Here is a 26,872-nt window from a genome sequence, read left to right as displayed (position 1 = left end):
TGGATGGCGATTGGTTATTTGGGTTTAGGCGGCAGCGAATTTCGCTGCTGTAGCAATATCAAGGATCGCCGGCGCGTCGAAGCGCTTTCATCGATGCGCCGGACAGAGCGGATGCAAGGCAGACATCTCATGGTATTCGGCATTTGGGTTACTGGCTTTGTTCACTGCATCGCCGCCCTCGCTGCCAGATGGGGCCCCATCTTGACGTCGACGATCTCGGGCTTCGCCGTATCGACCGTGCCGTCCCAACCACCGCCGAGTGCCTTGTTGAGGGCGACATAGTGGGTCGCCAGCAAGACACGGCTCTGCAGCAGGGTGTCCTCCGCCGAATAGAGCGACCGCTGGGCGTCGAGCACATCGAGAAGGCTTGTATCACCGGCCTTGTAGAGTGTATCTTCGAGGCGCACTGCATCTCCATAGGATTTCGCCGACGCGGCAAGCTTGCCGATGCGGATGCGCTCCTGAGACGACAGCACGAGCGCATTCTCGACGTCCTCAAGCGCCCTCAGAACCGACGACCTATAGGCGATGAAATATTGATCGCGCTGCGCCTTGGCGACCTCGACGGCGGCCTGCAACTGGCCGGCGTTGAACAGCGGCACGCTGAGCGTCGGTCCGAACGACCAGCCGATCGAAGAATTCTTTCCGAGGTCGCCGAGCTGCAGGGCCGCCGTGCTGATATCTCCCGTCAGGCTGACCGCCGGATAGCGCGCGGCGTCCGCCTGGGCTACCTTGGCGGTGTATTGCGCGTATTGCCGCTCGGCCACGCGCACATCGGGCCGCGACAGGAGGATGTCGGCGGGAATGCCTGTCGGCATTGGCAGTCGCGGCGCCGGGATCGGTGCGCCCCGCTTCAGCCGCTCGCTGAGCGCCGCCGGCGGCCGGCCGGTGAACACCGACAGCCGGTGCACCGCCTCGGCATAGCTTGCTTCCAGAGTCGGCACTGCGGCCTCCGTGCTCGCCGCCTGTCCCATCGCCTTGGCGACATCGGCGGCTGTTGCCGACCCGGCCAGCTCCATGGTGCGGGTCAGTTCGGCGGTCTGCCGCTGCGACGCGGCCGAACGCCTGGCGAGCGCAATGCGGGCCTGGTAGCCGCGCGCCTGGGCATAAGTGGATGCAACATCGCCGACCAGGGTCAGAAGCGTCGAGCGCAACTCCGCCTCGGACGCATCCACCCCGTAGCGTGCCGCCTCGACACTCCTGCGGTTGGCGCCGAACAGGTCGAGCTCCCAACTGGCGTCGAAGCCGGCTTGGTATTCGCTGTATGTGGAAGTGGTGGCCGATGTGGCCGCGGCCGGCTTATTGCGGGTAGCGGAGCCGGAGCCCTCGACCGACGGCAGCAATGTGCCGACGCTCTGGCGATAGCTGGCGCGGGCCTCGCGTATCTTGGCCTTGGCGGTGGCGACGTCGAGATTCCCGGCAACCGCTTCCTCAACAAGCGTGTTCAACTGGGGGTCGCGCAGCCGCATCCACCATTTCGACAGTTGCGCAGGCTTGGTCCGCGCGGCTTTCTGGCTGTTCCAGGCAGCCGGCATGGCCAGAAGAGGCTTCTGATAGTCGGGGCCGACGACGCATCCGCCAAGCAGCGATATGCTAAGAAGACTGAGCGCAACCTTGGCTGCCCCAGATCTAAAGGGTGGCACTTTTTCTCGGGCGGAGAGGATTATCATATTATCGTTTCTCAGCAGTGGGGGGTGGCTTTGTGAGTTCTTGGATGTTGGCGCGGGCGCAAGAACTCACCTCAGATGTTCACTTTGCGCCTGGATTTGGCGCTCAGAATCCATGGAAACGGCCGCATCGGCTCCTGTCACAATCCATTTGCAATCACGATTGCGTCGGCCTATATCACTGACTACCGAGTTAGTCAATTAGAGTTATGAGCGCTGGCCCGTCGCGGTCTTGGCGAGAGGCAAGGAGAACAGTAATGGAAAAACCCGGGAAGAAGACCTCGCGGGCGGAGCGGAAGGCAAGGCGCCCGCAGGAGATTCTGGAGGCAGCCTTCGAGGAGTTCACCGGAAAAGGCTACGCGGCTACGCGCGTGGAAGATGTAGCCGCGCGCCTTGGAGTGACCAAGGGTACGATCTATCTGTACTTCCCAACGAAGGATGAGCTCTTTGAGGCCATGACCCGACACATGTCGGCACCTTTCTCGGACCTGCGTGCATCCGTAGCGACCCTGGAAGGCCCATGTTCCGAACGCCTGAAGGCTTTGTTTCGTCTCGCTTACGAGAAGGTTGTAAACGACAGAAGGATGCGGGAGTTGCTGCGGCTATCCTTGGCCGAGGGTGCGCGCTTCCCCCACATCGTCGATCGGCATCATGACGAATTCATCGCACCGTTGGAGGATGCTGTTGGCGCTCTTATCCGGCAAGGGGTGTCATCAGGAGAGTTTCATCAAACTGCTGCGGCAAGCGCACCAGGGGTGGTAATCAGCCCGATCCTCCACGCCAGTTTCTTGCGCCTGATGTACGCGGATCGAAGGCCATTCGACGAGGCCGCCTTCATCGAGGCGCATATCGATCTCGTCCTCAAGGGCCTTTTGCAACGACACTAAGCCGTTATGAATGCTGACGGGAATGACGGTGTTCACGAATGTGAGCCGTAACATGTCAGCAGGGTTATCAAGGCACGAAAAATATCGAGCCCGAGGGTGCGGGCCGTCGCCTCCTGAGTGCGAAGTATCCTGAGCCTGAACGATCGCGACGCCGGGCGTGTCCAAGGTCAGCAGCATCGCTGGCAGTCGCCGAGGCGAGGATGACTGCAACGCGTTGCAGACCCTTTGGTCAGGACGTCCCCGGCAACCCCCATGACCCGGGCACAGCCAGTCTTGCGCGTCCGGAAACCGCGGTCCGGTGACCGCTGCCGCTACGAAGCCATCCAGCGCCGACATGGTCCGCACCAGCCCCGAATCGCGACTTTCCTGTCTGTCTCTCCGGGCGAGGCAAAGGCTCACCCCCCCTGAACTCGCAATCATTCTTCCGAGGCGAGGGGATGCAGGTCCATGACCATGGAATGCGCTCTAGACAGGTCGACATGAGTATATATCTCGGTCGTCCCGAGATCCGCATGACCGAGGAGCACCTGGATTGCCCGCAGGTCAGCGCCGTTCCTCAGGAGGTGTGTCGCAAAGGCGTGCCTCAGGACATGAGGCGTCACAAGTTTAGGCCGGGCCAGCCCGGCATCGGTTGCCGCAGCCTGAATATCGTCATAAGCTGATTGCCGCGCCAGCGGCTTCGACCCGTCACGGACAGAATGAAACAGCCATCGCGGGGAGACACAGCCATACGCCTCAGCCCGTGCTCTCCAGCGCCGTATCGCGTCTCTTGCGGCGTCGTGGAGCGGAACCAGCCTCTCCTTGTTCCCTTTTCCGACGATCGTTAGCATGCGCTCGTTCTGGTGCACGACAGTGGCGGGCAGCCTGATGGCCTCGCTCACTCGCATTCCCGAGGCATAGAGCGTCTCGAATAGCGCGGCGCGGCGGGCGAGGCTGGCCTGCTGGAACAGGCTGGCTTCAGTGTCTTCAGCAAGAGCGTTCGCTCTTTCCAGAAGACGCTCTACTTCCTCCATGGGCAGCACCGTGGGCAGCGGCCTCCGCCGCATTATCGGGTCCATGAAAGAGGTTGGATCGCGATCGATCAGGCGATCGGACGCGAGGAACCGAAACAGGCTTCTCATCACCGAGCATCGGTTGACGATCGTTCCTTCCGCATAGCCTTTCCTTGCCAGAAACCCGAGATATTCAACGATGTCCTCATGGCGTACGACGGGCAGCGTCAGCTTCATAAAGGATAGCCAGCCAAGAAAGAGATCAAGCCCGTCCTGGTAGCTGTCGAGGGTGGCGGCGGCAGCCCCATGTTCGCCTGCCATCGCCTCCATGAAATTTTCTCCAAGAATCGCGTCAGACGTCACTGATTTGGCTCCGGTCACGCGGCGAACTTTGCCCGGCTACAGTTAACCGAGCGTGACCGCGCGGAACTGCGGCAATCTCAAATGCATGCCGCGGCGCGGCGATTGGACAGCGCCATGTCGAGATCTCGGAACAGAGCCGGGCAAGATGGGTGCAGTGACGGAAAACGGCGGTCGGGCTACGGCCATGGCAATGTCAACCATTTGATGTTGCGCATCTATTCGACCTGACATTACGCCGCTTATGCGACTTCCGAAGGACAAAAAGCGAACATGAAGAGCCACGAGTCGGGCGGCGCTTCATCGGCTAGCCACATCGAGCGCCCAGCGCTTTAGACCGGAAAAGCGCGTCGCCCGCGTCAGCATTATGTGCGCGGACTCGAACAATGCGTTTCGCACCATCGCGCCGCCGACCTTACTGACGCCGCTATCGCGATCGGCTTCGCCGGATTGACATTTCTTCGGCGTGAGCCCGAAGTAGGCACCCACTGTGCTGGACTTTTCGAACCGGGCTGGATCATCGTCCGCGGAGCGGTAGGTTAGCGCAACCAAGGCGCCGACACCCGGCGCACTCATCAGCCGTTGGCACATTTTGTCGGCGCGGGCGATCTTGAGCATCTTGCGGTGCAGCTTCGTAAATTCGCTCCACAGCGCTGCTCGCGCCCGGATGCTGAGCTCGACGTCGAGCAGCTTGGATTGCACAAGCTTGCGGCCAACCAATAGAGCCCGAGTGTCCTGGGCCGGCGACGATTTCGCGTGGACCGGACGACAGCCGCGTGTAGCCATTGCGACAACGGCCCCGCTTCAAGGCCGATGCGCTCTACCGGAAGTCCAGTTGATCAAGATACCCGACCAGCCATTCAGTCTCGCTGCCTACCTTGACCTCGCGAACCAACTTGCCCGTCGCGTCGACCACGCACACGCTGCTCTCTTTCAGCGAGACGTCGATCCCTGAATAATACTCCATGGCTGTTACATAGCTCATTTACACATTCCGAAAGAAGCCGTGCTTTTTCAGAATGGGCAGCAGCTCGTGATGGTCATGGATGACGTAGTCTGGCTGCGCCGCCTGCAAACGCGACTCGGAAACAAATCCGCCTGTAATAGATATGCTGATCAGCCCCAGGTTACGTGCAATGTCAGTTTCGATCGGCATGTCGCCAATGATGAAGGTGGACTCGGAACTCAGATTGTTTGTTTGCATGTAGACGCCAAGCCGGTCGCCCTTACTCATGGTTTTATATTGAGTGGCGCGGCTTTCAAAGGCCAGAACCTCGGTGAAACAGTCGTCGATTCCGAGCCTTCGCAGTTGGGTACGAAGAGGCTCGATTATATGGTTGCTGAGAATGATGGTTGAGACGGCTTGTTGACGCGCCGTTTCCAAAATGCGGCGCGCGCCTTCGCGTAGATCAGCTTTGCTCGCCAGCGGTTCGTACATGTCGTGAAAAAAAGCGCTGTCATCGTTTTCCACTTCTGCGACCTCGCGTTCCGACATTCCGAGATTGCGGTAAAGGACAGAAAGTGGAACCTCGCACTGTTCCCGAAGAGTATGCATATCGATGGCAGCGCGACCAAAGCGGCTCAGAATAGCGTTGGTTGTTTGGAGCATTGCATCAGCATCGTCAAGCAGGGTCCCGTTCCAATCGAATACAAGAGTAGGCTTCATGATGTGACCTCAGTTAGTTCGGTAAAGGCGAGATTGGTGACCAATCTATTCAAATTCTCGTTCGCGCGTTTTTCCCCCGCTGGAGTTGGCATCTCGAACGTAAACGGAGATAAATCGATTCCATCGTACCCTCCCGGCAGCAACGGTATCAGAGCGTGAAAGGGCAGAAAGGTGATGGACGCAGCGTTGATTGATCGGGCAATTTTGCTTTCGATCACCCTTAGGGTTTGCGGTTCGATTTTATGAAAGCTAAGGCTTTCTATCCGCTTTTCGGGTGGCAGTGTTTTCCATATCTTCCAGAACGCCAGCTCGTCGATCGTCTCGATGCCCATGCCGTAGTAATTCGGCGCGACGACGGGTGGCGAACCGATCGCCCAATGCACAGCCTTCGCTCCGGCAGCATGGAGCATTTTCGTTACAGCCCGGCTTGTATCCCCCCGAATTAGTGCTTCGTCGACCATCATGATAGCTCTGTCCCTAACGTCGCTCTCTGCGTCGACACAGTATTTCTGCGCGATTACCGATTTGCGAGTGCCAACCATACCTATAAGCGTCCGCTGCTGAAGTTGTGTTGCGATTACTTCACGTCGCTGGACGAAAGCACAGTGTTTCTCGGCCAGAGATGCGAACAAGCCGTCGGCGTATGGGGCCCCGGTATGCGGCATGGAGGAAACGACAATGGGGGCAGAGCCCATCTCTGCTGCCACTTTCGGCGAAATAGTTCCACCCAGAGTCACGCCTATATTGTACCGCGTGGCTAGGTGAGATTGGCCTCGTATCGACGTTTCGAGATTTCCTATGTAAAGCGTTTCGTAGACGCAAAGCTTAGGATTGTGTCGGGCATGGCCCACGAAGCTATCAAGGCATTCTCCTGTTTTTCCATCCAAATACTTGATGTAGCCTGGCGAAATTTCCTCCGTTTTGCCTTGTAGTCCGGCAAAAGCAGAATTTTCAGAAGCAAAAAGTATAAAACCATCTTCGGTTTGCATAAATTCCAAAGGTCGCAAACCACTACTATTGCGGAAAGCAATCAGATTTCCGTCGCCATCCAGCACAAGTGCACTGACGGCTCCATCAATCCGGCGATCAATATCACGAAATACACTTTCGTAATTGGCCTGGAGAGCATGCTGCCAATAAACTCTTTGGCAAATGTGCTCAATAAACTTGAGCAGAAGCTCTGCATCCGTTGTGCCGTCGAAGCTATGCCCATGCGCAAGCAATTCTTTCCGAAGTTCATCAGCGTTGGCCAAAGCCCCATTTAACGAAATGGCCAAATGGCGGCAGCCGGCTTTATGGTTATCAACGGGCTGGGCGATGCTGCCACCGTTTTTCTTGGAAGATGGATTGCGAATATGTGCAATAGCTACATGAGGCTTGAAATTCGCGTCCTGCCCATCGCAATCGATGGTTACCAATTCGCGTGGTGGCCGACACGGCCTTATATATCGAATTCCTTTTGCATGCATGAACGCTGCAAGGCCAAACCCAGCTTGTCCACGATTGTCAAGCTTCGGAACCATGTGCTTGAGCCGACTATAAACCGTCTCCTGTGAATGACTTGAAGGCAACACAAAAGCGCCCGCGATACCGGACATGCGACTTCTCCGTCAATGCGGCTCAGCGCGAGCTCGTGGTTTTTGTTTCCACTAAAGCAAGGCTCGTGCCGACTTCTTTGGCGGCACGCCTGACGAAGCGCCACATCGGCTACGCGCCCTACAATACGGGATGTGATCAAGCGGCCCTGACACCGGATCGTGGGACTTGCGATACGCTGTCCTCATCAGACGCCAGCCTAGGACTCCTCGCAGAATCGACGGGTTTGCGGCATAGACGACGGCAATGAACACCGCGACTGTCAGCTACAAGCGCCATCGTTTCCCGGCGCAGATCATCGCCCATGCACTCTGGCTCAACTACAGGTTCCCCTTCAGCCTGCGTCTGGTCGGAGAGATGCTGCTGGAGCGCGGGATCGTGGTTTCTTATGAGACAATCCGCGACAATCCGCCGTGGCGTACAAACGTGCCCGGTTGAAGACGTCCATGTCTGAAGGCCGACAACAAAGCGGAAACATTCCGCCAATGTCTGGCACCTGGACGAGGTTGTGATCACCATCGCCGGCAGAAAACACTGGCTGTGGCGCGCCCTCGACTAGGATGGCTATGTGCTCGACCGCCAATCGCTTGCTGACGCACAAGGGCCACTCCCCTCGGACGCATCTCCTCATCGGTTATTCGTGCACCGACCGACGAGACGGACCCTGAGTTCGCGGCAGCCATTCCGATTGACACTCATCGCCGCACGGTAGGCAAACACAATAGCGGGCCCGATCGTGATTCCGGCTCCGGGATAAAGGCCGCGCATGGGCGACGTCATATCATTGCCGCAGGCATAAAGACCCGCGATGGGGTGTCCGGATTTGTCCAAAACCCTGGCTTCCGTATCGGTCGCCAGGCCGGTAGCCGTGCCAAGCGTCGCCGGGACAATTCTGAGCGCTATAAACAGTCCGTTTCGGATCGGCCCGAGATTAGGGTTCTTCTTGCCCACAGCCGGGTCACCCAGCATGTGGTTGAAGGCGGATTCCCCTCGGTGAAAATCAGGATCCAGGCCGGTCTGAGCATTCCGGTTGTGTTGCTCGACGGTTTTTTCCAGCACGTCCGGATCGAGACCGATCTGGCGGGCGAGTGCACCGATCGTTGATGCGACCTGGATATAGCCGTTGCCTGCGTACTTACGGATGCTCAAAGTCCACGGCCATGGCAGCAGATGACCCATGCCGCGCTTGCGGACAAATCCACGATCGCAGATGAAGTAGAACCGTCGGTCTTTCGGATAGCCGTTCTGAAACATTGCCAGACAGATGTCGTGGTAGGAATTCGACTCGTTGACGAAACGCCTCGCGCTCGGACCGACTGCGATGACCCCGGGTCTTCCCCGGTCCAACCATCCATAGGGGACTGTCTTGTTGCCCTTACGGGTTTTAAGCAGCGATACCGGCGTCCAGAAGCCGGCGCTGGCGACGTCGTTGTCGACCGCGGCCCCGACACCCGTGGCGAGTTCGATGCCGTCGCCGGTCACATCCGGATGCGCCAGTGTCTCATCATGCTGGTGCGCACCGCTCAATTCACGTCGCAGGCGAGCGTCGCGGGCAAAGCCGCCGGTTGCCAGGATCACGCCGCTTGAGGCCTCAACGCGCCATTTCTCGCCGTTACGGCTGATCACCGCGCCGGCAACGCGATCGCCGATCGTGATCAGTTCCGTGGCGGCCGCGTTCGTCCATATCTCTACGCCGCGCCGGCGCAGACTGACAAGCAGCCGGGCAATCAAGGCATTGCCGCCGCTGAGCTCGGTCCCGCGCCTGTAGCCAAACCGATCCGCCACATAGCGTGCCACACGGCGGGTGACATGGCTGAGGGCGGCAACTGACTGGAACGGATTGAGGAATTTGCCGACCTCGCTGGAGGAAATCATCATTCCTCCGAGCACCACACGGATCGGATCGCCGATAAGATCGAAATCCTTGCCGAGCTTTCGTCCATCGTAAGGGGCGGGGCTGAGCGCGCGGCCCTTATCAACCCCACCGACCTGGCTTGAGTGATAGTCGGGCGCCGACGCAAGCGTGAATTTGACCTCCGTGTCGCTCTCCAGTTCCTTGATGGCAACGGGGCCGTCTTCCAGATAGGCATCGATGAAGCCGGGCCGGTAATGATTGCCGAGTTCGTGATGCAGATACGTCCTTGCCTTCTCGACTGAATCGTCGATCTTCGCGGCTGCTGCCTGTGGTGAACATGGCACCCAGATCATGCCGTTTGACAACGCGGTTGTGCCACCCAGTCTGGGTGATTTCTCGCAGACGATAACCCTCAACCCGGCCTTTGCGGCATAAAGCGCTGCTGACAATCCAGCCGCACCGCTGCCGATCACCAGGACGTCTGCCTGGACGTTCCGGCCTGCATCGGATCGGTTTCCTGCGGTCGTCGTTGTTTGCCTACTCGCGTTCTTAATCGGCGTACCCATGTCGGCGTCGTTCTTTCAGTGCGTGGAAATCAGATGGCTCGCGACAGCGGAACCGCCTTGAAGGCTTCCACAGCGGTCTTGACTGCTCGCTCGATGGGAATTCTCTCGATGGACGAAGCCCCGACGAAGCCGACACAGTTGGTCAAGCGATAGACCTCGAGGGTGTCCTCGGGTTCCGCCACGGCTCCGCCATGGCAAAGCAGTACGACATCGGGCCGAACAGCAGCGGCGGCGGCGCTGATCTCATTGATCCGGCGCACCGCTTCGTCCAAAGACTGCCCAGCTTCATGGCCGACCAAACCGCCGCGGGTGGCGCCGACATGCGGCACGATGCAATCGGCTCCCGCTCTCGCCATTGCCTCGGCATGCTCAGCGCTGGCGACATAGGCGAGTGAAAAAATGTTCTTCTGACGCGCGAGCGCGATCATTTCCACCTCGCGATCGAAACCGAGCCCGACATGCCCGCGACGTTCGCGCCATTTGTCACCCATGGTCGAGATCGTCGGATAGTTGATGACACCGGAAAACCCCGCGGCCCGAAACCTGTCCAGCAGCATGTCGAGATCGAGCCGGACCGGGTCCCAGGCCTCGACACCGCCGATGACAGGAACCGATGAAACCACATTGCGGATTTCAGCGGCGAGTTCGAGCGTACGCGCATTGGAATCGCCGATGCGGCTGGTGGGCAGTCCCATCAGCCGCGAAAGCCCGGTGCTGTAGACAACCAGCATATCGGCGCCGCCCAGCACCGCGCATTTCGCGACCAGACCGCAACTGCTGGCGGCGGCGAGCACAGCCCTGCGCGCTTCAACTTGAGCTGCGATCCGCCCCAGTATTTCTTCGCGTTCGAACATGCGCATCGCCATCAAGCTGTTCCTTGCAGTTGTTGGACGATCCAGGCCACGGCGGTGTCGGCGAACTCGGGATCGTTGATATGACAATCGAGGTCGCGGCATTCGATCGTTGCAGGCAGGTCGCGCTTTACGGCGCTGAGCCAGGCCGCGTCAGCGGCGGCATCGCGGAAGATGCCGCCTTCCCGGTCGTAGTCGGAAACGCCCCTGGCCGGCCAAAGCACAAGACAAGGACCTTGCGCATGCGACAGGCGCTTTGCGGTGAGCCGGCCGATCTCTTCGTTCTCCAGGGCTGTAGTGCGCATTAGCGTCGTGTAGCGCGTGTGCGAATAGAACTGCCTGTCCCTGAACTGCTCCGGGACGCTTGACGGCGGTCCGAAATTGACCATGTCGACCGCACCCGGTGCGACAAGCTGAGGGACGGGATAGCTGCCCGCCGCCTTGAGCCGATCAGGTCCGGCACTGGCGGTGCCGCCGACCACCTCGTCCGCCAGTTCTGTTGTTGTCAGATCCAGAACAGCGTCGAATTCCCCGGCAGCCAGGAGCGATTCCATCTTGCGGCCGCCCGCCCCGTTCGCGGGAAACACGATTGCTTCAACGCCGGCTTCGGCAAGCAGCGTCACGCAGCGACTGGCCGCGGGAGTCGTGACCCCGAAGGCTGTTATGGCGACGATCTTGGTGCTGCGGCGAACGGAGGGCGGCGTGTAGTGCATAGCCGCGATCGCCCGCCCCGCATTTTGCAATATCCTGGCTGTGAACTCATTGACGCCGAAAAGATCGACGAGCGTAGGATAGATGATGATATCGCTTTTGCCGGCCAGTTCCGCCAGAAGCGCCGGCCTGGCGCTCGAAATGAGAAGCTTGGGGAAACCATAAGGCAGATCCGCGACCACTTCGCCGAACAGACCGCTGCCCTTTCCGCCCGCGACGCCGACGATGGCGCTGATGGCCCCGGATGCGTGCAGGTTGGCGATCCTGGGCCGTGTCACAGCGGCGATCTCTTGCAGCAATTCCGCCGGCGCCGCGACGCGGCCGCTATTTGCCGTGCCTGCCGCGCTCACTCCAGTCTTCGTCGTGCCGACGTCGATCAGAACCGCTCTGCGACCGCACCTTTCGATGACATCCGACAGATAGGTGGCCTCTTGCGCCTTAGTGTCGAGCGTCGCAATGATGGCCACGGCTCCGGAAACCGAGGTCGTCATGGGGCACAGCTCGAAGTGCCTTGTTCTGCACCTTGGCCGGGGACGAATCCTCTGCTCACAATTGTTTCTCCCAGATCTTCTGCGATCAACGGTCTAGACTGCAGCCGCGCCGTCTATAAGATTGCGGTGAGGCTTGGATGGGTAAAGTTGGGTAGCGCAGTGAATATGGGCAGACTTTCAGCGAACCTGCCCGATGGCAGGCCAACCAAAAGCTTACAAATCTACGCCCCGTCGCTTGCTCATCTCCCGCAAGGCTCGCCGCTTGTCATGGCGACCTTGCCAGTGATCGACTGGAATGACTGTCTGTTGCAGGCGCTGCGCGCGCGTCGCGAGGGAAGGCAACATCCTGCCTACGCGGCCATGGTCATGGTCGATCCCTTTGCCTGCTGGGAAGATCTTGCCGACCTGCTGCAGGAAACAGGCCTGTCTGGAGTCATCAACTTCCCGCCCGCCTCGATTGTCGAACAGGCGGCCGCAGGCGCGACGATCGACCCCGGGCAGGACCTTGAGCTCAGACGTCTCGAATGGTTTGGAAGCTTGGGCTTTAGAACGATCTTTGCGACCTCGACCAGCCATGTGATTGCTGTGGCGCAAACCCGTCTCAAGACCTGCCTCGACGCCATTCTCTACATTTCGACGGTGGCATTTAAGCTGCCGATCGGCGAGGAGCTAGAGCTAGCGATGACAGAGAGCTCAATTGGCCCCCAACACCCGGGGTCTCCCGCGGTTTTTGAATTGGTGGCGCGGAGCGCTTGATGCCCAATAATCATACGAGTGGCCGTCACTCCAGAATCCGCAATTTCTTGATCTTGTTGTAGAGGGTCTTTCTTGACAGCCCGAGATAACGGGCCGTCTTGCCGCGATGGAGCCTGTTGCGCTTCAGTCCCTCTATGATCCAATCGCGTTCCGACAGCGTGTTGGCTTGCCTGGCGGGTGGCTTGTTCGACGTATTCAGCAACGGCGCCAAAACGTCGGCGGTGATGTGCGTGTCCGGAGCCAGTGTGACCAGTTGGTCGACGAGGTGCCGAAGTTCTCTCAGGTTCCCGGGCCAACGATGGCTGGCAAGTGCCAGGAACGCGGAGTTTTCTATGTGCAAGGCTCGAGAATGGGCGTCCCCCTTTGCCTCGACCGCGAAGTGATTGAGCAACTGTGGCAAGTCTTCCAGGCGATCCGGCAAGGCCGGCACCGCAATGTCCATCCCGCCGAACAAGGAGAGAAGTCGGGGATGAAGTACGCTTTCGAGGTTGGCACTCCGCAACACCGTCGCGGTAGCAAGCACCCTAGCGTTGGAGCGCATTGGCGAGGCGCCGTTCAACGGTGCAAAGGTGCCCGTCTCGAGATAATCGGCGAGGCGTTCCTGCCCTTCGACAGAAAATTGGTCTAAGTGCAAGAGAAGGATTGAGGTGTCCCTCGCAGTATCGAGCAGCGATACGCGTCGTTTTGTTTCTTGGTCGCGTTCGATGCCGAATAAGGTTCCAACCGTATCGCTCAACGGACCGGGCCGACACGCAAATACCACCGGCTTGAAATGCCTGCGGTCGCTCAGAGCGTGGACAAGACCGGCCACGCGCCTCTTGCCCGAACCCGCCTCGCCCCAGACCAGCACAGGATTGGGGCTGGCCGCCAATCGTTTGGCTGTCTCCAAAACCCGGTTCATAGCCGACGACTGGGCGATGATCCCGTGCCTGTAGCCGCTCAGCTGCAGCTGCCGCTCCAGGAGGTCGACTTTCTCGCGCAGCAGGTGAATTGTCTTGAAACCGGAAGTCACTTCGAGCACCGACGTTTCCAGGGGAACGCGGTCAAGCGAGGATCCACCTATGAACCCCTGCGTCGCAGTTTCGCGACAGACGTCCAGGAGTTCGTCCGGCTTGGTAATCGGACCTCCGCCCAACAGGCAAACCACATTTCTGTCGATCGCATGAACGGTGCGGGCGAGGTCGCGCGTGCGCGCGGCGAGTTCGGCCAGTCCGATCGAAGGCTGCGCCCCGCTTTCGGCATCAGGATTGAGGTTGAAATTCATACAGATGGCTTGAACCCCAGCCTCTACCATTTGGCGCGCTTCGGATTGCGTGCGGGTATAGCCTATTGTCATGAGGCCGCGCGCGGCCGCCCTGACTAAGAGTTCGACCTCGCGGCCGTAGCCTAGGCCGTACTGCTCCAGGATTGCCCGCCGACGATCGTCAATATGAATGACGGAGGGGAAGTTCGTAACGCCGGAAAAGCCCCATCTGACGATCCTGTCTAGAAAACGCTCGATGTCGAGCCTCGGATCAAATGTGCATGCCCCGAAGAAGACCGGAAGCCTGGTGTTCGGCAGAATCTCCGTCGTGCCGAAGCCGGCTACGAACTCGTTGCTGTTTCGAATGGGAAGGATAGAAGCTGGGGAGAAACCGCCCATGGCGCGAAAGCGGCCCGCATTGAGTGCCAGCACGAAATCCGCCCCGGCCCGCTCGGCTGCCCGGGCAGTCATCCCGGATCCGATACCCGCGCCGAGCATGAAGGAGCGCGCATTTCCAGGGAACTGCCTGATGCTGCCATCTCGCGCCTGTTTCATAGGGCGTCCCAATTCACTCGCGTTTGGCGCTATGCGAGGGAGCAATCAGTTCCAGCTCGTCGGTGCCCGCAACCTTCGCAATGCCTTGCCGCTGGCAAGGAAAAGATGGCAATCCGCGGGCGTAACGGCAAGACGAATTCTCTCGACCCTGCCTGCTGCTTCGAGACCGGGGGCACGCGTGACGAGATTGGCGCCTGCAGCGTTGCCGTAGAGATAAGTGGCGTTGCCCAGATGTTCGACGAAGTCGACGTCGAGCTCGATGGCCAGTTCCTCATCGCTATGTGATGCAGCCCTGAAATCGTCAGGCCTGATGCCGAGGACAACCGGTTTGCCCACCGCCTGGGCGTCAGCGTCTATAGGCAAGGAGACCGTCAAACCCGTCTCAAGTCTGATTTCAACCCGCTCTTGATGCACGGCCTCGAGCGTGGCGTTCAGGAAGTTCATCTTCGGCGAGCCAATAAAGCCGGCCACAAACTGAGAAGCCGGATTGTGATAAAGATCGTGCGGCGTGCCGACCTGCTCGATGTTGCCGTCCTTCAGCACGACGATCTTGTCCGCCATCGTCATGGCTTCGCACTGATCGTGCGTCACATAAATCATCGTATTGCCGAGCTGCTTGTGAAGCTTGGCAATCTGCACGCGCATTTGGACCCGTAGTTCGGTATCGAGATTGGACAACGGTTCGTCAAACAGAAAGACCTTCGGTTCGCGCACGATCGCGCGGCCGATCGCCACCCGTTGCCGCTGGCCACCGGACAACTGCCGGGGCTTCCTGTCGAGCAAATGCTCGACCTGCAACAGGGCCGCCGCCTGGGTCACTTTAGCCTGTATCTCGTTGGCGCCGGCTTTTGCCATGCGCAGGGGAAACGCAAGATTCTGGCGCACGGTCATGTGTGGGTAAAGCGCATAGCTCTGGAACACCATAGCCAGATTGCGATCCGCCGCGTCGATATTGTTGACGACCTTGTCGTCGATAAGGAGCCGCCCCTCGCTTATGCGTTCCAGCCCTCCGATGATCCTCAAAAGGGTAGACTTGCCCGATCCCGAGGGACCAACGAAGACGACGAATTCGCCGTGATTGATCTCCAGATCGATGTCATGGAGGATCTGTACATTTCCGTAGGCCTTATTGATCCTTTCGAGGCGAACTTCTGCCATCATATCCTCCCCTGCTGCATGCTTCGGCTGCAATCATTCCCGAGTCTCATCTCAGCTAGGCTGGACACGGTGAAGTCAGGCGCAATCAGCGTCGCATCCGGCCGTTGAGGCACCCCGGTCGTCACCAGGACGGCCGGGAGGCCCGCACGTTTGCCGGCTTGAATATCGGTCGCAATCTGGTCTCCAATCATTAAAGTCGACTTACGGGGTGTTCCAAGGCGGGCCAGCGCCGTCTCGATCATATGCACTTCGGGCTTGCCGACGATGAGCGGCTTTGTCTGCGTGGCTGCGGCGACAGCCGCCAGCGTAGCGCCAGCTCCGGGTTCGAAGCCATCTTCCGTCGGCAAGAGCAGATCCGGGTTCGTCCCGATGAACACGGCACCCTGCAAAATAGCGTTTACCGCGATGCGCATTTTTTCATGCGTGATCAGACGATCCAGTCCCATCACCACGACCTGCGGTTTTCGGTCCGTGACCTCCAGGTCGGCAGCGGCGATGGCGCCGATCAGGGAAGGCGCTCCGATCACATAGACTCGGCTCAGGTTCGGGTAGTTATTGCGGATGAGCTCCGCGGTTGTGATGGCGCTGGTCACGACGTTACCCGGCCCGATTGAAAGTCCGAACCCCGCCAACTTGGAAATCACGTCGTCCGGCGTATGGGTGGAGTTGTTGGTCACGAAGCAGAAGGGCAGCTCCCGAGCCTGCCATCGATTGAACGTCTCCACCGCGTCGAGGATAGAGGCCTTGCCGCGGTAGATGACGCCGTCGAGATCGGAGATGATCCCGTCTACCGGCGGCCAGTCCTGATGCGTGTTCGGCTCAGCCATTCATCAACATCCCGCCATTCACATGGACCACCTGGCCGGTGATGTAGTCAGCCGCCGGACTGGCCAGGAACACCGCCAGACCGGCGATATCCTGCGGCACGCCCACCCTTCCCAAGGGGATGCGCCCACTGTGACGCGCTTCGGTTTCCTCGCGCGGCCGACCGTGCATCGGCGTGTCGATGATGCCCGGTGCGATCGCGTTGACATTGATGCGCAGCGGCGCGCACTCGTAAGCAAGCAGTTTCGTCACATCGTGCACGACTGCCTTTGACAGACAATAATCCGCGCCACCGGCCTGGTAGTTAAAGACCGCGCCTTGCGAGGAAAGCGACGAACCGATGTTGACGATCCGGCCGCCCTTGCCCTTCATGAAGCGTTCGACAACCAACTTGCAGCAGAGCAGGACCGCGACCGAGTTGATCTGAATGGTGCGGTCGATTTTGTTCACACTGCCATTGAGGAGCGATTCGGCAGACTTTATGCCTGCATTGTTGACCAAAACGTCCAGGCCGCCGAACCGTTGCTCGACTGTAGTCAGCACTCTGGCGATATCGTCCTCACGCGTGACGTCCATTGCCTCCGGCACGATCTCTGTTCCGTGGGGGAGTTGACTCAGCGTCCGCTTCAGCGCCTCCAGATCGGCGTCTGTGGCGACAACGTTCGCGCCTTGCACTCGGAACGCGTCGGCGATAGCCGAGCCGATGCCGCCACCTGCACCGGTTACCAGCACTGTTCGCCCTGCGACTGAAAATTGTCCGCTCATTCCAACTCCAATACGGTTTGCTGATTGAGAAAGTCTTCGACCGTCCGGGCCGTCGGCATCGAATCCTGGGCACCGCGCCGACTAACGCAAAGGGCCGCCACAGCCATGGCCTTTCTGATCGCCTCCCGCACGGCTAAGCCTTGCGCCAGGAAGGCGGCAAACGCACCGTTGAAAGCGTCTCCAGCCCCGGTCGTGTCCACGACCTTGATGGGGAAGGCAGGCAGCCCGAACGATGCGCTTCCACCGCAATAGTAGGCGCCGTGCGCCCCCAGGGTAATCAATGCCGCCTTTGGACCGAGATCGAGAAGCTTGCGCGCCGCCTGCGCGGCACTCTCAAAGTCGACGACCTCGATTCCCGTCAGTTCGAACGTCTCGGTCTGGTTCGGAGTAAGGTAATCAATGTTCCTCCAGGCCTCGGCGGAAAGCCCGGGCCGTACTGGGGCCGGGTTGAAGATGAGCTCGAAGCCCTTGTCGGTCTTCAACTCGAAAAGGCGCTCGAGCGCGGCAACCGGCATGCCCATCTCGGCCACGACAATCGCATCCGGCTCGACGAAGGCGGCGGCTTTCTCAACCGTTAGTGCAGTTGCGCTGAGATTGGCACCTAGGTAGATGGCGATCATATTGGCGCCGTCATCTCCAACCATGACCATGGCGGAACCGGAAGGTTCGTCCTGACAGACTTCGACCGCATCGGTTCTCACGCCGGCTTCCATCAGCGACTGAAGCAGTTGCCGGCCAGCTTCGTCGTCTCCGAGGCGTGTGTAAAAGTGCGGACGAAGCCCAAGCCGCGCAGCGGCGACCGCTTGGTTGGCGCCTTTGCCTCCGGCATTTCGAGCAAGCCTGCCGATCAGGGTTTCGCCCGGCGTCGGCAGGCGCTCGACGTTGAAGCAAAGGTCGAGATTTGTCGTTCCGAAGAACATCAAGGGCCGGGTCTTCATTTCACGGCTCCGAAGGTGAGACCGCGCTCCAGGTGGCGCTGGCCGACGACGATCAAGATAACCGGGACAATCATGGTGACCACCAATCCCGCCGCCATTACGGGATAGAACTGCAGGCCCGGATTGAGAAGCTTGAGAAGGGCGACGGTCACAGGAGCCTTGGCCGAGGTCAGGATCAGCCCGAGCGCAAAATTGTGCCAGGCAAGCAGGAAAACGAGCAAAGAAGCACCGATCACTCCAGGTTTGAGCAGTGGCAGCACGATATGCAGCACGATGCGGACGGGCTTGGCGCCCTCGATTGCGGCTGCTTCCTCAATATCTTTCGGGATGTCCTCGATATAGGACCTGCTCAGCCAGACGATCATGGGTAGCGTGATGACCTGGTACACCCAGATCATGCCCAAATAGGTGTCGTAGAGACCGATCGACTGGAAGATGTTGAAGAGCGGGATGACTACGAGCAGCACCGGCGCAAACCGGAAGCCCAGGATGAAGAAGGCTATGTCCTCCTTGAATGGAATGTCACGCCTTGCCAGCACATAGCCGGCGGGGACGCCTACGAAGAGCGACACGATCACCGAGCCGAGGGCGATCACCACGCTGTTGGTGATCGGCGTCAGGAAATCGACCTTGATGGTGCCATAGCTGGTCGCACCGGCTTGGGCGAGGTCGAACAGGACGCGAAAATTTTCGAAGGTCGGCGTGAAGACGAAGCTTGGCGGCCAGGCCATGACATCGGCTTGGCCTTTCAACGACATCATCACGATCCACACCAGCGGAAAAGCCAGCACGATCCCGCAAGCAGCGACCAGGAGGTTGAGAATAAGGGTTGTGAAACGGGAGCGATAAACGCGCATGACTGACCCTTCAGGTGACCCGTCGACGGACGGACTGCCAGAGCCTGACGGTCAGGAAAGCGCCGGCCAGTACGATCAGCCAGTTGACCACCATGATGGCCGCGCCGCGGCCGAAGCTCAGGTTCTGGAAAGCGGTGATGTAGGCCTGGACCGAAAGCGCGGCGGTGCTGTTTCCTGGTCCGCCTTGGGTGGTGCCGAAGATGATGTCGAACTGATTGAAGGATTCGATCAGCCGGAAGACTGCTGCAATCAGGATGTAAGGCGCCACGAGCGGCAGCTCGATGTGTACGAAGGTCGCCCAGCCCCTGGCGCCGTTGACCCGCGCCGCCTCCCGGATGTCGTCGGTGATGCCCTGCAGCCCCGCGAAGATGATCAGCGTGAAGAAGGGCGTGTATGTCCAAACGTCGATCAGGATCAGCGAAAGCAGGGCCGTTGCCGGATCGGAGATCCAGGGGAACGGAGCAATCCCGACGAGAGACAGCAAATAGTTCAGAATGCCGCGCTGCGGGTCCATCATGGTCGTCCACATAAGAGCAACGCTCATCGGGGGCAGGACGAGAGGCAGCAGAATGACGGGGCGCAAGAGGCGCGCCAAAAGCACTTCCGATGCGAACAGCTTGGCGATCGCCAGACCAAGCGCAGCCTCGATCAGTACTGCGGAAATCCCGTAGGTGAGCGTGACACGGACGCTGTTCCAGAAATCACTGTCCTTCATCAAAGCTGAATAGTTGGCAAGGCCAACGAAGCGGACCAGCGGCCGCCCGAGTTTCAGATCGGTGAGGGATTGAAAGACGCCATAGAAGAAAAGCAGGAGAAAGCCGAGCAGGATGATGACGGCCGGCGCCACAGCCGCAATACTCCACCACTCGATTCTGCGCCTTGCATTTGTTCTCACAGGCCCCGCCTTTTGCGTTGCAACAAGCAAGCTGGACGGATGGACCGATGCGCTCACGCTTGAACCACGAAATTCCATTCTCGTCTAGCTCCGTCAGAATGAAGGGGGCGACACTCTCGCGCCGCCCCCTTCCGCGGTCTACAGGGAGGACCGGATTTCCTTGGCAAGGTCGTGAAGCGTCGTTTCCACGTCGGCCCCGTTGACCATCTTTTGCATGGCGACCGCCCAGGCATTCATTGCCTCGCCGAAGCCTACTCTTGGCGTGAAGGCCAATGCCGCCCTGTCCTGGACCGTCTTGAAAGTGTCGACGAAGTCATTGAACTCCGGCTTGGTCGCGTAGTCGAGCCACGCCTTGTCAGTCCAGGTCGAGGTGCGTGGCGAATTGACGAGTTTGCCTGCGACCGCACCGTTCAGGTCAACTTCCTTGGAAGTCGCCCACTGAATGAACAGCCAAGCTGCCCCTTTCTTTTGCGACGCGGCGTTCATCGCCAGGGACCATATCCAGATGTTCGATTCGAAGTTCTGGGCATTTGGCGCATGCAGCGGCGGCGCAAATGCAATCTTGCCCGAGGCAGGCTTGCCCGCCACGTCGTTCCAGAAGCCGAACATGTTCGAGTCGATCGCCATTGCCGTACGGCCGGAAGAAATGCCGTCGACAACCTGGTACCAGTTGTCATTGGCAAAGGAGGGTGCCGCACACTTCTTGATCATATCCACATAATCCTTGTGGAATGCGATCGATTCGGGCGAGTCCAAACCTGTGTCGAGCTTGCCGTCTTTCATGAAAAAGTCATGCACGCCGTACGACTTGGCGATGGAGACCGGCGCGGTGTGGATACTGCTCCAGAAGCGCACGCCGCGAACTCCCAGAGGCGTAATCGACGGATCGGCCGTCTTCAGCTTCTCGCAAGCAGCCGCCATCTCAGGTGGGGTTGCGGGCACCTTGATGTCGTACTTGTCGAGAATGTCCTTGCGATAGAACAGCTGAATGTTCTCGAACGCATGCGGGATCGCCCAGACATGGCCCGTCCCCGGCTCGATCTGGCCGTCTTTCACGTTCCAGGTCAGCGCGTCGCGCAGTGAGGGGAAAAAGTCCTTGTAGTCGTAGCTTGGGCTCGTGAGTTTGGGATCGTTGAGGTAGGTGTCGAGCGGCTCCAGCAACGCGCTGGGAGCGAAGTCCCACGATGGTTCGATACCTGTGCCGACCACGTCCCAGGCCGGGGATTTAGTGGTGAGCTGGATCGTCAATTTGTTCCAGTAGGAGTCGTCCGGGTAGAGTTCCGGGGTCACCTTAATGCCGGTGAGCTTCTCGAATTCGGGAAGCTGTGCAGCGACGGCGTCTGCATACGGGTGAATGTCATAGGCCCAGACGATCGAGGTGCCTTCGAACTGACGCCAGTTTACGCGTTCCGCACGCGCAGGCTGTTCCGCAGCGATCGTAGCTGCCGTGAGCAGGGAACACATCAGCGCCCCCCGGGCAATATAGATTGAATGGCCGCGAAGAGCGGCGAGCTTTGCGAACATGTTTTCCTCCCAAAGGGCTCAATGACCCAGCTTCGCCCCGCGCCCCTAGATCCCGGCCCGCGGCACGACCAAGCTACCGCTGGCCTCAATGGATGGAGCAGGTTTCGGAGAGCCAATTGAGTAAGATTGGGTAAGCTCTGCGCGGATTCTCGCTGAGTTAGCCCTTCGGCGACTTGATCTATGACGCGCCTGAGTCCCGCAGGCGATGTTCCAGAGCCTCACGCCTATTCCGATCCAAGGAAATCGTTCGCGGATTTTGGCGATGTGGCCACGAAGGCGTCCTCCAAGCGAAAGGCGCGAGGTTAGTCCATAAACGCTCTTAACTGAGGCTCTGCAGACCGGGATGAGACTGGCGCCACAGGGCGTGATCTGATCAACCGGTTGAGCCGCCTCATCTGAACCTCAGCGCTCGCGACTGCGGTCCTGAGGCGCTATTACACAAATCAGGACCGCAGGGCCGACTTGCCAGCACACGACAGAAACCGCTTCAGGCTCAAACCGGCCAACAAAATGTACGGCGGCATGGCGAGCGAATAGTGACCACAGTTTAATTCCAAAATATTTAGCCTAGCTCCGGCGCCATTCAGCTTCTGTATGAACCTCTCTGATAGCTCCGGTAACACCACTTTGTCTCTCTTAGCCAACACAACGTGAAGATCGAGATCAGGGCGCGCCAAGCTAGGTGCGTAATTCTCCAAGTTAAGTGAGCCCCAGGCCCTTCTGAGATCGGTCAGCAAAATCTCGGGCTCAAGGCTATCGCGTATCAATCGTGTCGCGCGACCCGTCCAAACCATATCCGCTAGACTCCCCGCCGTCAGAAACAGCGAGGCTTTTGACACAGCCGAGTCGTGCGCAGCAATTAACCCCGCAACCCAGGAACCTAAGCTCATACCAAGAACCGAAATCTCTCTGTAACCTTCGCTCTTCAACCAACGTATGAGCTTTCGCCCATCCAATACTCCCTGCCTTACAGACTGGATCGTTCGCCCGAGATTGGGGCTAAGCATATAGTCGGCGTGGAGGGAGCCGGGACGGCTGCGCTCGAAGTGATAAGGCATGGCGATCTCGACAACGGTGATACCACGCCGCGAGAAAAAGTTGGCAATCTGACGGTTCCGCGCGCTGGCGTTCCAATGGTGAAAGATCACCATGGCCTGATCGAATGACCCGCTTTCCGTGATTTTCGCCCACACAAGATTGTTCGCTGCGATATCAGTCGCAATGTCCGATGGAAATTTCAGCCACCCATCTTTCCTTTCAAAACCCTGATCGCTCTCGCTCGGCTCATCGAAAAATGCTGGATCAGCCACGGCCTGGTCCGCAAGCACACAAAACTCCTCGATGCTCGCAGTCTTGCTGGCTCCCGGAAAGACGCGGTCCGCGTCGAGGACGAGACCCGTTATCTTCTTCCCTTCCTCACCGCGTTGCGCGCGACGCTCATCCCATCGATCAAGCCACCTATAAAACACTCTGATTTTTCCTAACTCGCTCGCTCGCCATCCCCGAATCCGGGATCAAAGAGGCCGTATGTCGCAAGCAGCACTCCAATGGCCAGAAGGATCGAAAAGCCAGCAAATGCATCGATCAGCAAGTAGCCCGCAACGAGTAACGCCACGGCCGCCGACATCTTCCACAAAGGCGCCTGAAATCGACTTCCGACGCCTAAACGGATGATCCCATACACAAAAACAACACAGGTCGAAATAACGATGAGAAAGCTGCTGTAATGCGTCGGCATCCTGTAGGCGATCCCGTCGCTCACGTCGTTGCCGCCATACAAGGTTGAAGACATATCGCCGACCAACCAAGCCACGATATTTTCTCCACGCGATGTCAGGTAAGCGCTTTGGGCCTTCATGCATATGGCGATCAGAACACCCAAAACAGTACACCGAAAAATCCCACGCATCACCCTGAGGCCGATTTCATTGACCTCACGTTGATAATCCGCCTCCGGCCCACTTTTCGATGCCCCCCCGCCAATTGTCCATAGATCATGGACAACCGTGTAAAGCAAAATGAGACCGACAAAGAAAAGATAAAAGCACAGGCACATATAGAGGTAAGCTAGCCCGGTGAACACGACCTCTTCCGGCACCGAGATGAGCTCAGGGCGCAAAATCGCCAATTTGCCCCAGTCCGTCGCATAATTGCCGCCGCCTTTCATCAGCGGGAGCAAACACACGCCGATCCACTGAAAAAGACCGGCGAACACCACACAAATCAGAAAAACAGCCCAATATGAATACGAAGAAGCTTCGACGTTGTACGCCCATACATCGTCGCTTTTCACCTGGTCGCCCTCCGCTACTAGCTTCAAGCGTCCGTCATTTTTCCAAAAGACAAGCAGCTCTGTCACGAATGCAAAAAACAAGGGCAAAAGCACCATGAAGAGGAACGTCCAATTCGGCGCCCAAAGAAACCCAACCTGCTTAACGAGGCCATCCGCCCGGACGTAGGTAGCGTCGTGAATCCCCGTAATATACGACAAAAACCCAAGAGCGGCGGCACCCGCAAACACCGACGCCGGTAAATTCAACGGAGATCCGCGACTGAAAAACGCCTCCGATCTCCTCGCCAAGCTGAAACGCCGCCCCGCCCCCTTGGCGTCAGGATCCCGTGCCAGCTCCGCCGGGGGGTCTGAGTCGTCTTCGAAGGTCGTGGGCCGAGCCATATCTGGAACCGCCACCGCGGTGCTCTTCCGTTCCCGTCTCTTGGCCGCTAACCGCGATTGCGCCGCACTTAGCTCCATCTGCCATTCGCTGGTAGCCACCGGATCATCGCAGCCAAAAACCCTCGCCAGCCAACGAATGTTGGCAGCGCTAATTCCCTTCTCGTTCTCTTGAAACCAAAGCTGCACCGTTCGCAGATCGACCCCGATCCGGTTGGAATCGATCTGCGAAATCGCCTCTGCAAGAAGCTCGGGCGTCCACGGGCCTGCAGGAAATCCATCTTTGCCCAATGGCCGACCGGCACCCGCCGCGGTTAATCGTTTGAATAATTCCTTGAGATCACTCCCGTCTCTCGGTGGCGGGAGAAATAACTTTCCATTTTTAAACAACTACTTGCATGCTCTGATTTCGCTTCGTTTCGTATCCTATCGTGCCATCGTTCCTGATCAACGTATTTCTCAACTCGATGCAACGGGCGAGGGGCGGGCCACGAATCACTCGGAGCAGGACGATGGCTGTTGAACTGGCGTGCAGCAACGGAGAAGCGCAAGAGGCGGACGCAGTTGTGAGTCTGATCGCGGCGCACCGCCATGCCATGGCAGAGGTCGAGAGCCTCGGGAACCGATTGATGCACGCCGAAGAGGCTGAGGCGGAGCTGATCGGATCACGGCTTGACGCCGTGATGGCGGACGAGGCGGTTGTGCGACGGCAGGCAGCGATGGCGCCGGTTGCCGATGTTTGCGAGCTGAAAATCAAAGCCGCATATTTTAAGCGGCTCATGAACAACGGTTGGTGCGACGTGGATTGGGACGACCTGCATGAGCTGCTGCGGTCTTTCGCCGAGTTGCCGACCTAAGAAAAGAGAGCGGAAATCCAAGACGCGAGCGCGTGCCATGCGGCATAGGTCAGCGCCGGCAGCGCGATGATCACGATAAATGCGGCGGCGCCGGATATTGCACCGCCCGTGCGGCCCTCGACAGGATAGTAATAGCGGTTCGATTCATCCTCGTGGTTCATTGCTTGCGCTCCCCTGCCCGTCCCAGCAGCAGAAGTTCAATGGGATGTTGAAACTTCATCGCCCAAAGACCATCAGCTTTCATCTTCGCGTTGAGCTCAGCCACCAGATAGTTGGCACTGACGGCGTAGCCTTTCGCGTCGGTGGCGGCGAACGCGTAGCCGGCCGCGATAAGGGCGGTCCCAACGTCGATCGTATCGCCGTCGAGTTTCGCGCCACAGACGACAAACGTCGCTTTGTCGAGCGCCAAGGCAATAGGCTGACAAGTCACGGCCGTCGTCGAAAATAAGGCCGCCAGGTGGGCGAGCGAGACGTTGCCGCAATCGAGCTCCTTGCCCTCCGCATCCAGGGTGATTGTGCCCCGCAAGCACGATTGCACGCCATAAAGCCGGTAGAGCTTGCCATGGTCGCGCCACGTGTCTCCGGTCAACAGTTCGACCTTTTCCGACACCAGGAAGGGAGTGCCGGTCGCGTTCGGGGGCCCGACGCCTTCGGCGCTTGCGGCGTGAGCGCACGTGAGTGCGATGAGCGCGGCGAGGCTAGTTCGCTTCATTGCTTTGGAACTGCTTGCCGAGATCGGAGGCATGTTCGAGATCTGGTCGCAGGGACTTGCCGTCCTTGTTGCGGCCGATCGCAGCCATGTCAAAGAAGACCATGGAATCGTCGTCATAGGAGACCGAATAGGGATCGTTGGCATTGCCAGCCCCGACGAGCGCAAAGCACGAAACCGCGTCCGGCACGCCGGATTGGCTTTTCAGGACCAGCGTCTTGCACAACACGACGGATGCGCGGGTGTTATAAACAGCGGCGTCATAGTCCTGCACGGCCTTGGTGCAATCCCACTCCTCAGCCTTGTAGGTGATCTTGGGCTTCGGGCAGGCCGCGAGGCCACGCAGCCTGTAGGTGACGCCGTTGATGACGCGTTCCGTCGCGGACTTGATGTGGACTGGCTCTACCAACTGCGTCACCTCGCGCTGATAAAGGCCCCCGCGGGCATCGTAGCGCTCGTAGACGAAGATCTTTTCGCCAGGTTTGGCGAACTTCTGCAGATACCCGGTCGAGGGCTGCTCGAACGGATGCGACTCGTTCGCGCCCAGATCGGCGGCGCACACAACGGTGCTTTGCAGCAACAAAACCGCGAGGAAGGGCATCTGCTTCATCGGAAAATTGGCCTCGATCCCGCTTCTCGTATTGACACTTTACTTTGGCACCATATACCCATAGTAAAATGTCAAAATCGGCAATGCAATGAAAAACCGGATCGCCCTTGCGGTGTTGCTGTATGGCGTCATGGCGTCATTCGGCGCCCATGCGAATGCCACGACCTCGAAGCGCATTGCGGCGTTTCAAGCGCCGGCCGGCGCGGCGGTTACGAGCGTTCCGGATGATAGTCACGGTTCGGTGGACGGCGGCTCGTGTGCGCCGACGGACCGCCGGCGGGCCGCGGCCTTGGTGCGGCAGATCGCCGAAGAAGAGGGCTTCGACCCCGATCTAACCGAGGCGGTTGCCTGGGCAGAAAGTGATATGGGCGGCAATCAAGGGCCGTCTCGGACGGGCGCTCTCGGCATCATGCAGCTGATGCCGGCCACAGCGTCGCGTCTTGGTGTGGCCGACAGATGCGACGCGAAAGCCAATATCCGCGCAGGCGTCCGCTATCTGAAAGCGCTTTATGACGAGTTCCATGATCCGCTGTTGATGTTGGCGGCCTACAATGCCGGCGAGCAAACCGTTTACAAAGCCAACGGCATTCCGGTGAACGACGAGACCACGAAATACGTGGTGAAAGTGCTCAATCGCTGGAAGCTCGGCAAGCTGATCAAGGGCGCCATTCCCAACCACGTTGACGATCGTCACGCGGCCGCGACCGGCGCGGTCGATAGCGCCGCCTGGCAAGATGGTCACGTCATAGATTTTGGCAATTGAAAAGGAGTGAGAGGACGATGAATTATGAAAAGGCGGGCAAATTCGCCCTGCAGTTTATAGCCGCTGCGGCGATCGGCATGGCGCTCGCGCCGGCAAGCGCATAC

The 26,872-nt window shown here is 59.0% G+C and carries 24 protein-coding genes and 2 pseudogenes; 5 read left to right on the top strand and 21 right to left on the bottom strand.

The annotated features are described in order from the left end of the window. Positions 1-161: 161 nt before the first annotated feature. Complete coding sequence (locus ACWGS9_RS29760) at positions 162-1,670, bottom strand: efflux transporter outer membrane subunit (RefSeq protein ID WP_454508598.1); 1,509 nt, start codon at positions 1,668-1,670, stop codon at positions 162-164. A 254-nt stretch (positions 1,671-1,924) separates the two neighbouring features. On the opposite strand from ACWGS9_RS29760, the gene ACWGS9_RS29755 reads away from it, so the two are divergent. Then, positions 1,925-2,554: a TetR/AcrR family transcriptional regulator gene (locus ACWGS9_RS29755; protein WP_454508597.1), complete on the top strand. Its 630-nt coding sequence runs from the start codon at positions 1,925-1,927 to the stop codon at positions 2,552-2,554. 416 nt (positions 2,555-2,970) lie between these two features. On the opposite strand, the gene ACWGS9_RS29750 is transcribed toward ACWGS9_RS29755, so the two are convergent. The 4 genes and pseudogenes from ACWGS9_RS29750 to ACWGS9_RS29735 form a co-directional block, all read right to left on the bottom strand. Continuing rightward, complete coding sequence (locus ACWGS9_RS29750) at positions 2,971-3,909, bottom strand: tyrosine recombinase (protein ID WP_454508596.1); 939 nt, start codon at positions 3,907-3,909, stop codon at positions 2,971-2,973. Between the two features lie 300 nt (positions 3,910-4,209). Beyond that, positions 4,210-4,873: pseudogene (locus tag ACWGS9_RS29745) on the bottom strand (transposase); the annotation flags it as partial. 18 nt (positions 4,874-4,891) lie between these two features. Beyond that, positions 4,892-5,572 carry an HAD family hydrolase gene (locus ACWGS9_RS29740; RefSeq protein ID WP_454508595.1) on the bottom strand — a complete coding sequence of 227 codons (681 nt, stop codon included), beginning with the start codon at positions 5,570-5,572 and terminating at the stop codon, positions 4,892-4,894. After that, on the bottom strand, positions 5,569-7,170 hold the full coding sequence (locus ACWGS9_RS29735) for an amidophosphoribosyltransferase (protein ID WP_454508594.1): 1,602 nt from the start codon (positions 7,168-7,170) through the stop codon (positions 5,569-5,571). The genes ACWGS9_RS29740 and ACWGS9_RS29735 overlap by 4 nt, the downstream gene beginning before the upstream one ends. 244 nt (positions 7,171-7,414) lie before the next feature. Here ACWGS9_RS29735 and ACWGS9_RS29730 point away from each other — a divergent pair. After that, positions 7,415-7,724: pseudogene (locus tag ACWGS9_RS29730) on the top strand (IS6 family transposase); the annotation flags it as partial. Positions 7,725-7,795: 71 nt separating this feature from the next. On the opposite strand, the gene ACWGS9_RS29725 reads toward ACWGS9_RS29730, so the two are convergent. The 3 genes from ACWGS9_RS29725 to ACWGS9_RS29715 are packed head-to-tail and all read right to left on the bottom strand — an operon-like array spanning position 7,796 to position 11,642. Beyond that, a complete protein-coding gene (locus tag ACWGS9_RS29725; protein WP_454508593.1) occupies positions 7,796-9,589 on the bottom strand; it encodes an FAD-dependent oxidoreductase in 1,794 nt (597 codons plus the stop codon). A gap of 29 nt (positions 9,590-9,618) precedes the next feature. Beyond that, complete coding sequence (locus ACWGS9_RS29720) at positions 9,619-10,455, bottom strand: phosphoenolpyruvate hydrolase family protein (protein ID WP_454508592.1); 837 nt, start codon at positions 10,453-10,455, stop codon at positions 9,619-9,621. Further along, positions 10,455-11,642: a Tm-1-like ATP-binding domain-containing protein gene (locus ACWGS9_RS29715; protein ID WP_454508591.1), complete on the bottom strand. Its 1,188-nt coding sequence runs from the start codon at positions 11,640-11,642 to the stop codon at positions 10,455-10,457. Before ACWGS9_RS29715 ends, ACWGS9_RS29720 begins: the two co-directional genes overlap by 1 nt. Positions 11,643-11,789: 147 nt before the next feature. Between ACWGS9_RS29715 and ACWGS9_RS29710 the strand changes: the two genes are divergently transcribed. Further along, positions 11,790-12,398, top strand: a complete 609-nt coding sequence (locus ACWGS9_RS29710) for a hypothetical protein (protein ID WP_454508590.1) — start codon at positions 11,790-11,792, stop codon at positions 12,396-12,398. A gap of 25 nt (positions 12,399-12,423) precedes the next feature. Here the strand turns inward: ACWGS9_RS29710 and ACWGS9_RS29705 are convergent, their stop codons facing one another. From ACWGS9_RS29705 to ACWGS9_RS29660, 10 genes are all read right to left on the bottom strand, one after another. After that, a complete protein-coding gene (locus ACWGS9_RS29705) occupies positions 12,424-14,196 on the bottom strand; it encodes a phosphoenolpyruvate hydrolase family protein (RefSeq protein ID WP_454508589.1) in 1,773 nt (590 codons plus the stop codon). A gap of 45 nt (positions 14,197-14,241) precedes the next feature. Beyond that, positions 14,242-15,354, bottom strand: coding sequence for an ABC transporter ATP-binding protein (locus tag ACWGS9_RS29700; protein ID WP_454508588.1), 1,113 nt, complete (start codon positions 15,352-15,354; stop codon positions 14,242-14,244). Continuing rightward, on the bottom strand, positions 15,354-16,181 hold the full coding sequence (locus ACWGS9_RS29695; protein ID WP_454508587.1) for an HAD-IIA family hydrolase: 828 nt from the start codon (positions 16,179-16,181) through the stop codon (positions 15,354-15,356). Before ACWGS9_RS29695 ends, ACWGS9_RS29700 begins: the two co-directional genes overlap by 1 nt. Beyond that, positions 16,174-16,944 (bottom strand): SDR family NAD(P)-dependent oxidoreductase, encoded by a 771-nt coding sequence (locus tag ACWGS9_RS29690; protein ID WP_454508586.1) that lies wholly within the window; start codon positions 16,942-16,944, stop codon positions 16,174-16,176. The genes ACWGS9_RS29695 and ACWGS9_RS29690 overlap by 8 nt, the downstream gene beginning before the upstream one ends. Further along, positions 16,941-17,882, bottom strand: coding sequence for a ribokinase (locus ACWGS9_RS29685; RefSeq protein WP_454508585.1), 942 nt, complete (start codon positions 17,880-17,882; stop codon positions 16,941-16,943). The genes ACWGS9_RS29690 and ACWGS9_RS29685 overlap by 4 nt, the downstream gene beginning before the upstream one ends. Further along, on the bottom strand, positions 17,879-18,739 hold the full coding sequence (locus tag ACWGS9_RS29680; protein ID WP_454508584.1) for a carbohydrate ABC transporter permease: 861 nt from the start codon (positions 18,737-18,739) through the stop codon (positions 17,879-17,881). Before ACWGS9_RS29680 ends, ACWGS9_RS29685 begins: the two co-directional genes overlap by 4 nt. A 10-nt stretch (positions 18,740-18,749) precedes the next feature. Next, positions 18,750-19,586 (bottom strand): carbohydrate ABC transporter permease, encoded by an 837-nt coding sequence (locus ACWGS9_RS29675; protein WP_454508583.1) that lies wholly within the window; start codon positions 19,584-19,586, stop codon positions 18,750-18,752. A gap of 186 nt (positions 19,587-19,772) precedes the next feature. Then, positions 19,773-21,158: an ABC transporter substrate-binding protein gene (locus ACWGS9_RS29670; protein WP_454508582.1), complete on the bottom strand. Its 1,386-nt coding sequence runs from the start codon at positions 21,156-21,158 to the stop codon at positions 19,773-19,775. 443 nt (positions 21,159-21,601) lie between these two features. Next, positions 21,602-22,627: an alpha/beta fold hydrolase gene (locus ACWGS9_RS29665; protein WP_454508581.1), complete on the bottom strand. Its 1,026-nt coding sequence runs from the start codon at positions 22,625-22,627 to the stop codon at positions 21,602-21,604. Positions 22,628-22,638: 11 nt separating this feature from the next. Beyond that, a complete protein-coding gene (locus tag ACWGS9_RS29660; protein WP_454508580.1) occupies positions 22,639-24,219 on the bottom strand; it encodes an RcgA family putative transporter in 1,581 nt (526 codons plus the stop codon). Positions 24,220-24,341: 122 nt separating this feature from the next. On the opposite strand from ACWGS9_RS29660, the gene ACWGS9_RS29655 reads away from it, so the two are divergent. Then, positions 24,342-24,686, top strand: a complete 345-nt coding sequence (locus ACWGS9_RS29655) for a hypothetical protein (RefSeq protein ID WP_454508579.1) — start codon at positions 24,342-24,344, stop codon at positions 24,684-24,686. On the opposite strand, the gene ACWGS9_RS29650 is transcribed toward ACWGS9_RS29655, so the two are convergent. The 3 genes from ACWGS9_RS29650 to ACWGS9_RS29640 are packed head-to-tail and all read right to left on the bottom strand — an operon-like array spanning position 24,683 to position 26,005. Beyond that, positions 24,683-24,847 (bottom strand): hypothetical protein, encoded by a 165-nt coding sequence (locus ACWGS9_RS29650; RefSeq protein WP_454508578.1) that lies wholly within the window; start codon positions 24,845-24,847, stop codon positions 24,683-24,685. The two genes, ACWGS9_RS29655 and ACWGS9_RS29650, sit on opposite strands and share 4 nt — an antisense overlap. Further along, positions 24,844-25,398: a thermonuclease family protein gene (locus ACWGS9_RS29645; protein ID WP_454508577.1), complete on the bottom strand. Its 555-nt coding sequence runs from the start codon at positions 25,396-25,398 to the stop codon at positions 24,844-24,846. The genes ACWGS9_RS29650 and ACWGS9_RS29645 overlap by 4 nt, the downstream gene beginning before the upstream one ends. Beyond that, the gene (locus ACWGS9_RS29640) at positions 25,385-26,005 is read right to left on the bottom strand and encodes a hypothetical protein (RefSeq protein ID WP_454508576.1); all 621 of its coding nucleotides are present in this window, start codon (positions 26,003-26,005) and stop codon (positions 25,385-25,387) included. Before ACWGS9_RS29640 ends, ACWGS9_RS29645 begins: the two co-directional genes overlap by 14 nt. Positions 26,006-26,093: 88 nt before the next feature. Here ACWGS9_RS29640 and ACWGS9_RS29635 point away from each other — a divergent pair, with 88 nt between their 5' ends. After that, positions 26,094-26,768 carry a lytic transglycosylase domain-containing protein gene (locus ACWGS9_RS29635; protein ID WP_454508575.1) on the top strand — a complete coding sequence of 225 codons (675 nt, stop codon included), beginning with the start codon at positions 26,094-26,096 and terminating at the stop codon, positions 26,766-26,768. The last annotated feature ends 104 nt before the right edge of the window (positions 26,769-26,872 follow it).

The organism is Mesorhizobium sp. Arg314, assembly GCF_053714275.1.
The sequence above is the reverse complement of the archived record's forward strand: the minus strand, read 5'-3'. Positions and strand labels throughout refer to the sequence as shown.

Bases quoted from the DNA above. Each gene is read 5' to 3' on its own strand.
- ACWGS9_RS29715 (WP_454508591.1), bottom strand. From the start codon at position 11,642: ATGACGACCTCGGTTTCCGGAGCCGTGGCCATCATTGCGACGCTCGAC.
- ACWGS9_RS29655 (WP_454508579.1), top strand. From the start codon at position 24,342: ATGGCTGTTGAACTGGCGTGCAGCAACGGAGAAGCGCAAGAGGCGGAC.
- ACWGS9_RS29725 (WP_454508593.1), bottom strand. From the start codon at position 9,589: ATGGGTACGCCGATTAAGAACGCGAGTAGGCAAACAACGACGACCGCA.
- ACWGS9_RS29755 (WP_454508597.1), top strand. From the start codon at position 1,925: ATGGAAAAACCCGGGAAGAAGACCTCGCGGGCGGAGCGGAAGGCAAGG.
- ACWGS9_RS29740 (WP_454508595.1), bottom strand. From the start codon at position 5,572: ATGAAGCCTACTCTTGTATTCGATTGGAACGGGACCCTGCTTGACGAT.
- ACWGS9_RS29685 (WP_454508585.1), bottom strand. From the start codon at position 17,882: ATGAAGACCCGGCCCTTGATGTTCTTCGGAACGACAAATCTCGACCTT.
- ACWGS9_RS29650 (WP_454508578.1), bottom strand. From the start codon at position 24,847: ATGAACCACGAGGATGAATCGAACCGCTATTACTATCCTGTCGAGGGC.
- ACWGS9_RS29735 (WP_454508594.1), bottom strand. From the start codon at position 7,170: ATGTCCGGTATCGCGGGCGCTTTTGTGTTGCCTTCAAGTCATTCACAG.
- ACWGS9_RS29705 (WP_454508589.1), bottom strand. From the start codon at position 14,196: ATGAAACAGGCGCGAGATGGCAGCATCAGGCAGTTCCCTGGAAATGCG.
- ACWGS9_RS29695 (WP_454508587.1), bottom strand. From the start codon at position 16,181: ATGGCTGAGCCGAACACGCATCAGGACTGGCCGCCGGTAGACGGGATC.
- ACWGS9_RS29645 (WP_454508577.1), bottom strand. From the start codon at position 25,398: ATGAAGCGAACTAGCCTCGCCGCGCTCATCGCACTCACGTGCGCTCAC.
- ACWGS9_RS29690 (WP_454508586.1), bottom strand. From the start codon at position 16,944: ATGAGCGGACAATTTTCAGTCGCAGGGCGAACAGTGCTGGTAACCGGT.
- ACWGS9_RS29670 (WP_454508582.1), bottom strand. From the start codon at position 21,158: ATGTTCGCAAAGCTCGCCGCTCTTCGCGGCCATTCAATCTATATTGCC.
- ACWGS9_RS29640 (WP_454508576.1), bottom strand. From the start codon at position 26,005: ATGAAGCAGATGCCCTTCCTCGCGGTTTTGTTGCTGCAAAGCACCGTT.
- ACWGS9_RS29635 (WP_454508575.1), top strand. From the start codon at position 26,094: ATGAAAAACCGGATCGCCCTTGCGGTGTTGCTGTATGGCGTCATGGCG.
- ACWGS9_RS29700 (WP_454508588.1), bottom strand. From the start codon at position 15,354: ATGGCAGAAGTTCGCCTCGAAAGGATCAATAAGGCCTACGGAAATGTA.
- ACWGS9_RS29720 (WP_454508592.1), bottom strand. From the start codon at position 10,455: ATGGCGATGCGCATGTTCGAACGCGAAGAAATACTGGGGCGGATCGCA.
- ACWGS9_RS29680 (WP_454508584.1), bottom strand. From the start codon at position 18,739: ATGCGCGTTTATCGCTCCCGTTTCACAACCCTTATTCTCAACCTCCTG.
- ACWGS9_RS29760 (WP_454508598.1), bottom strand. From the start codon at position 1,670: ATGATAATCCTCTCCGCCCGAGAAAAAGTGCCACCCTTTAGATCTGGG.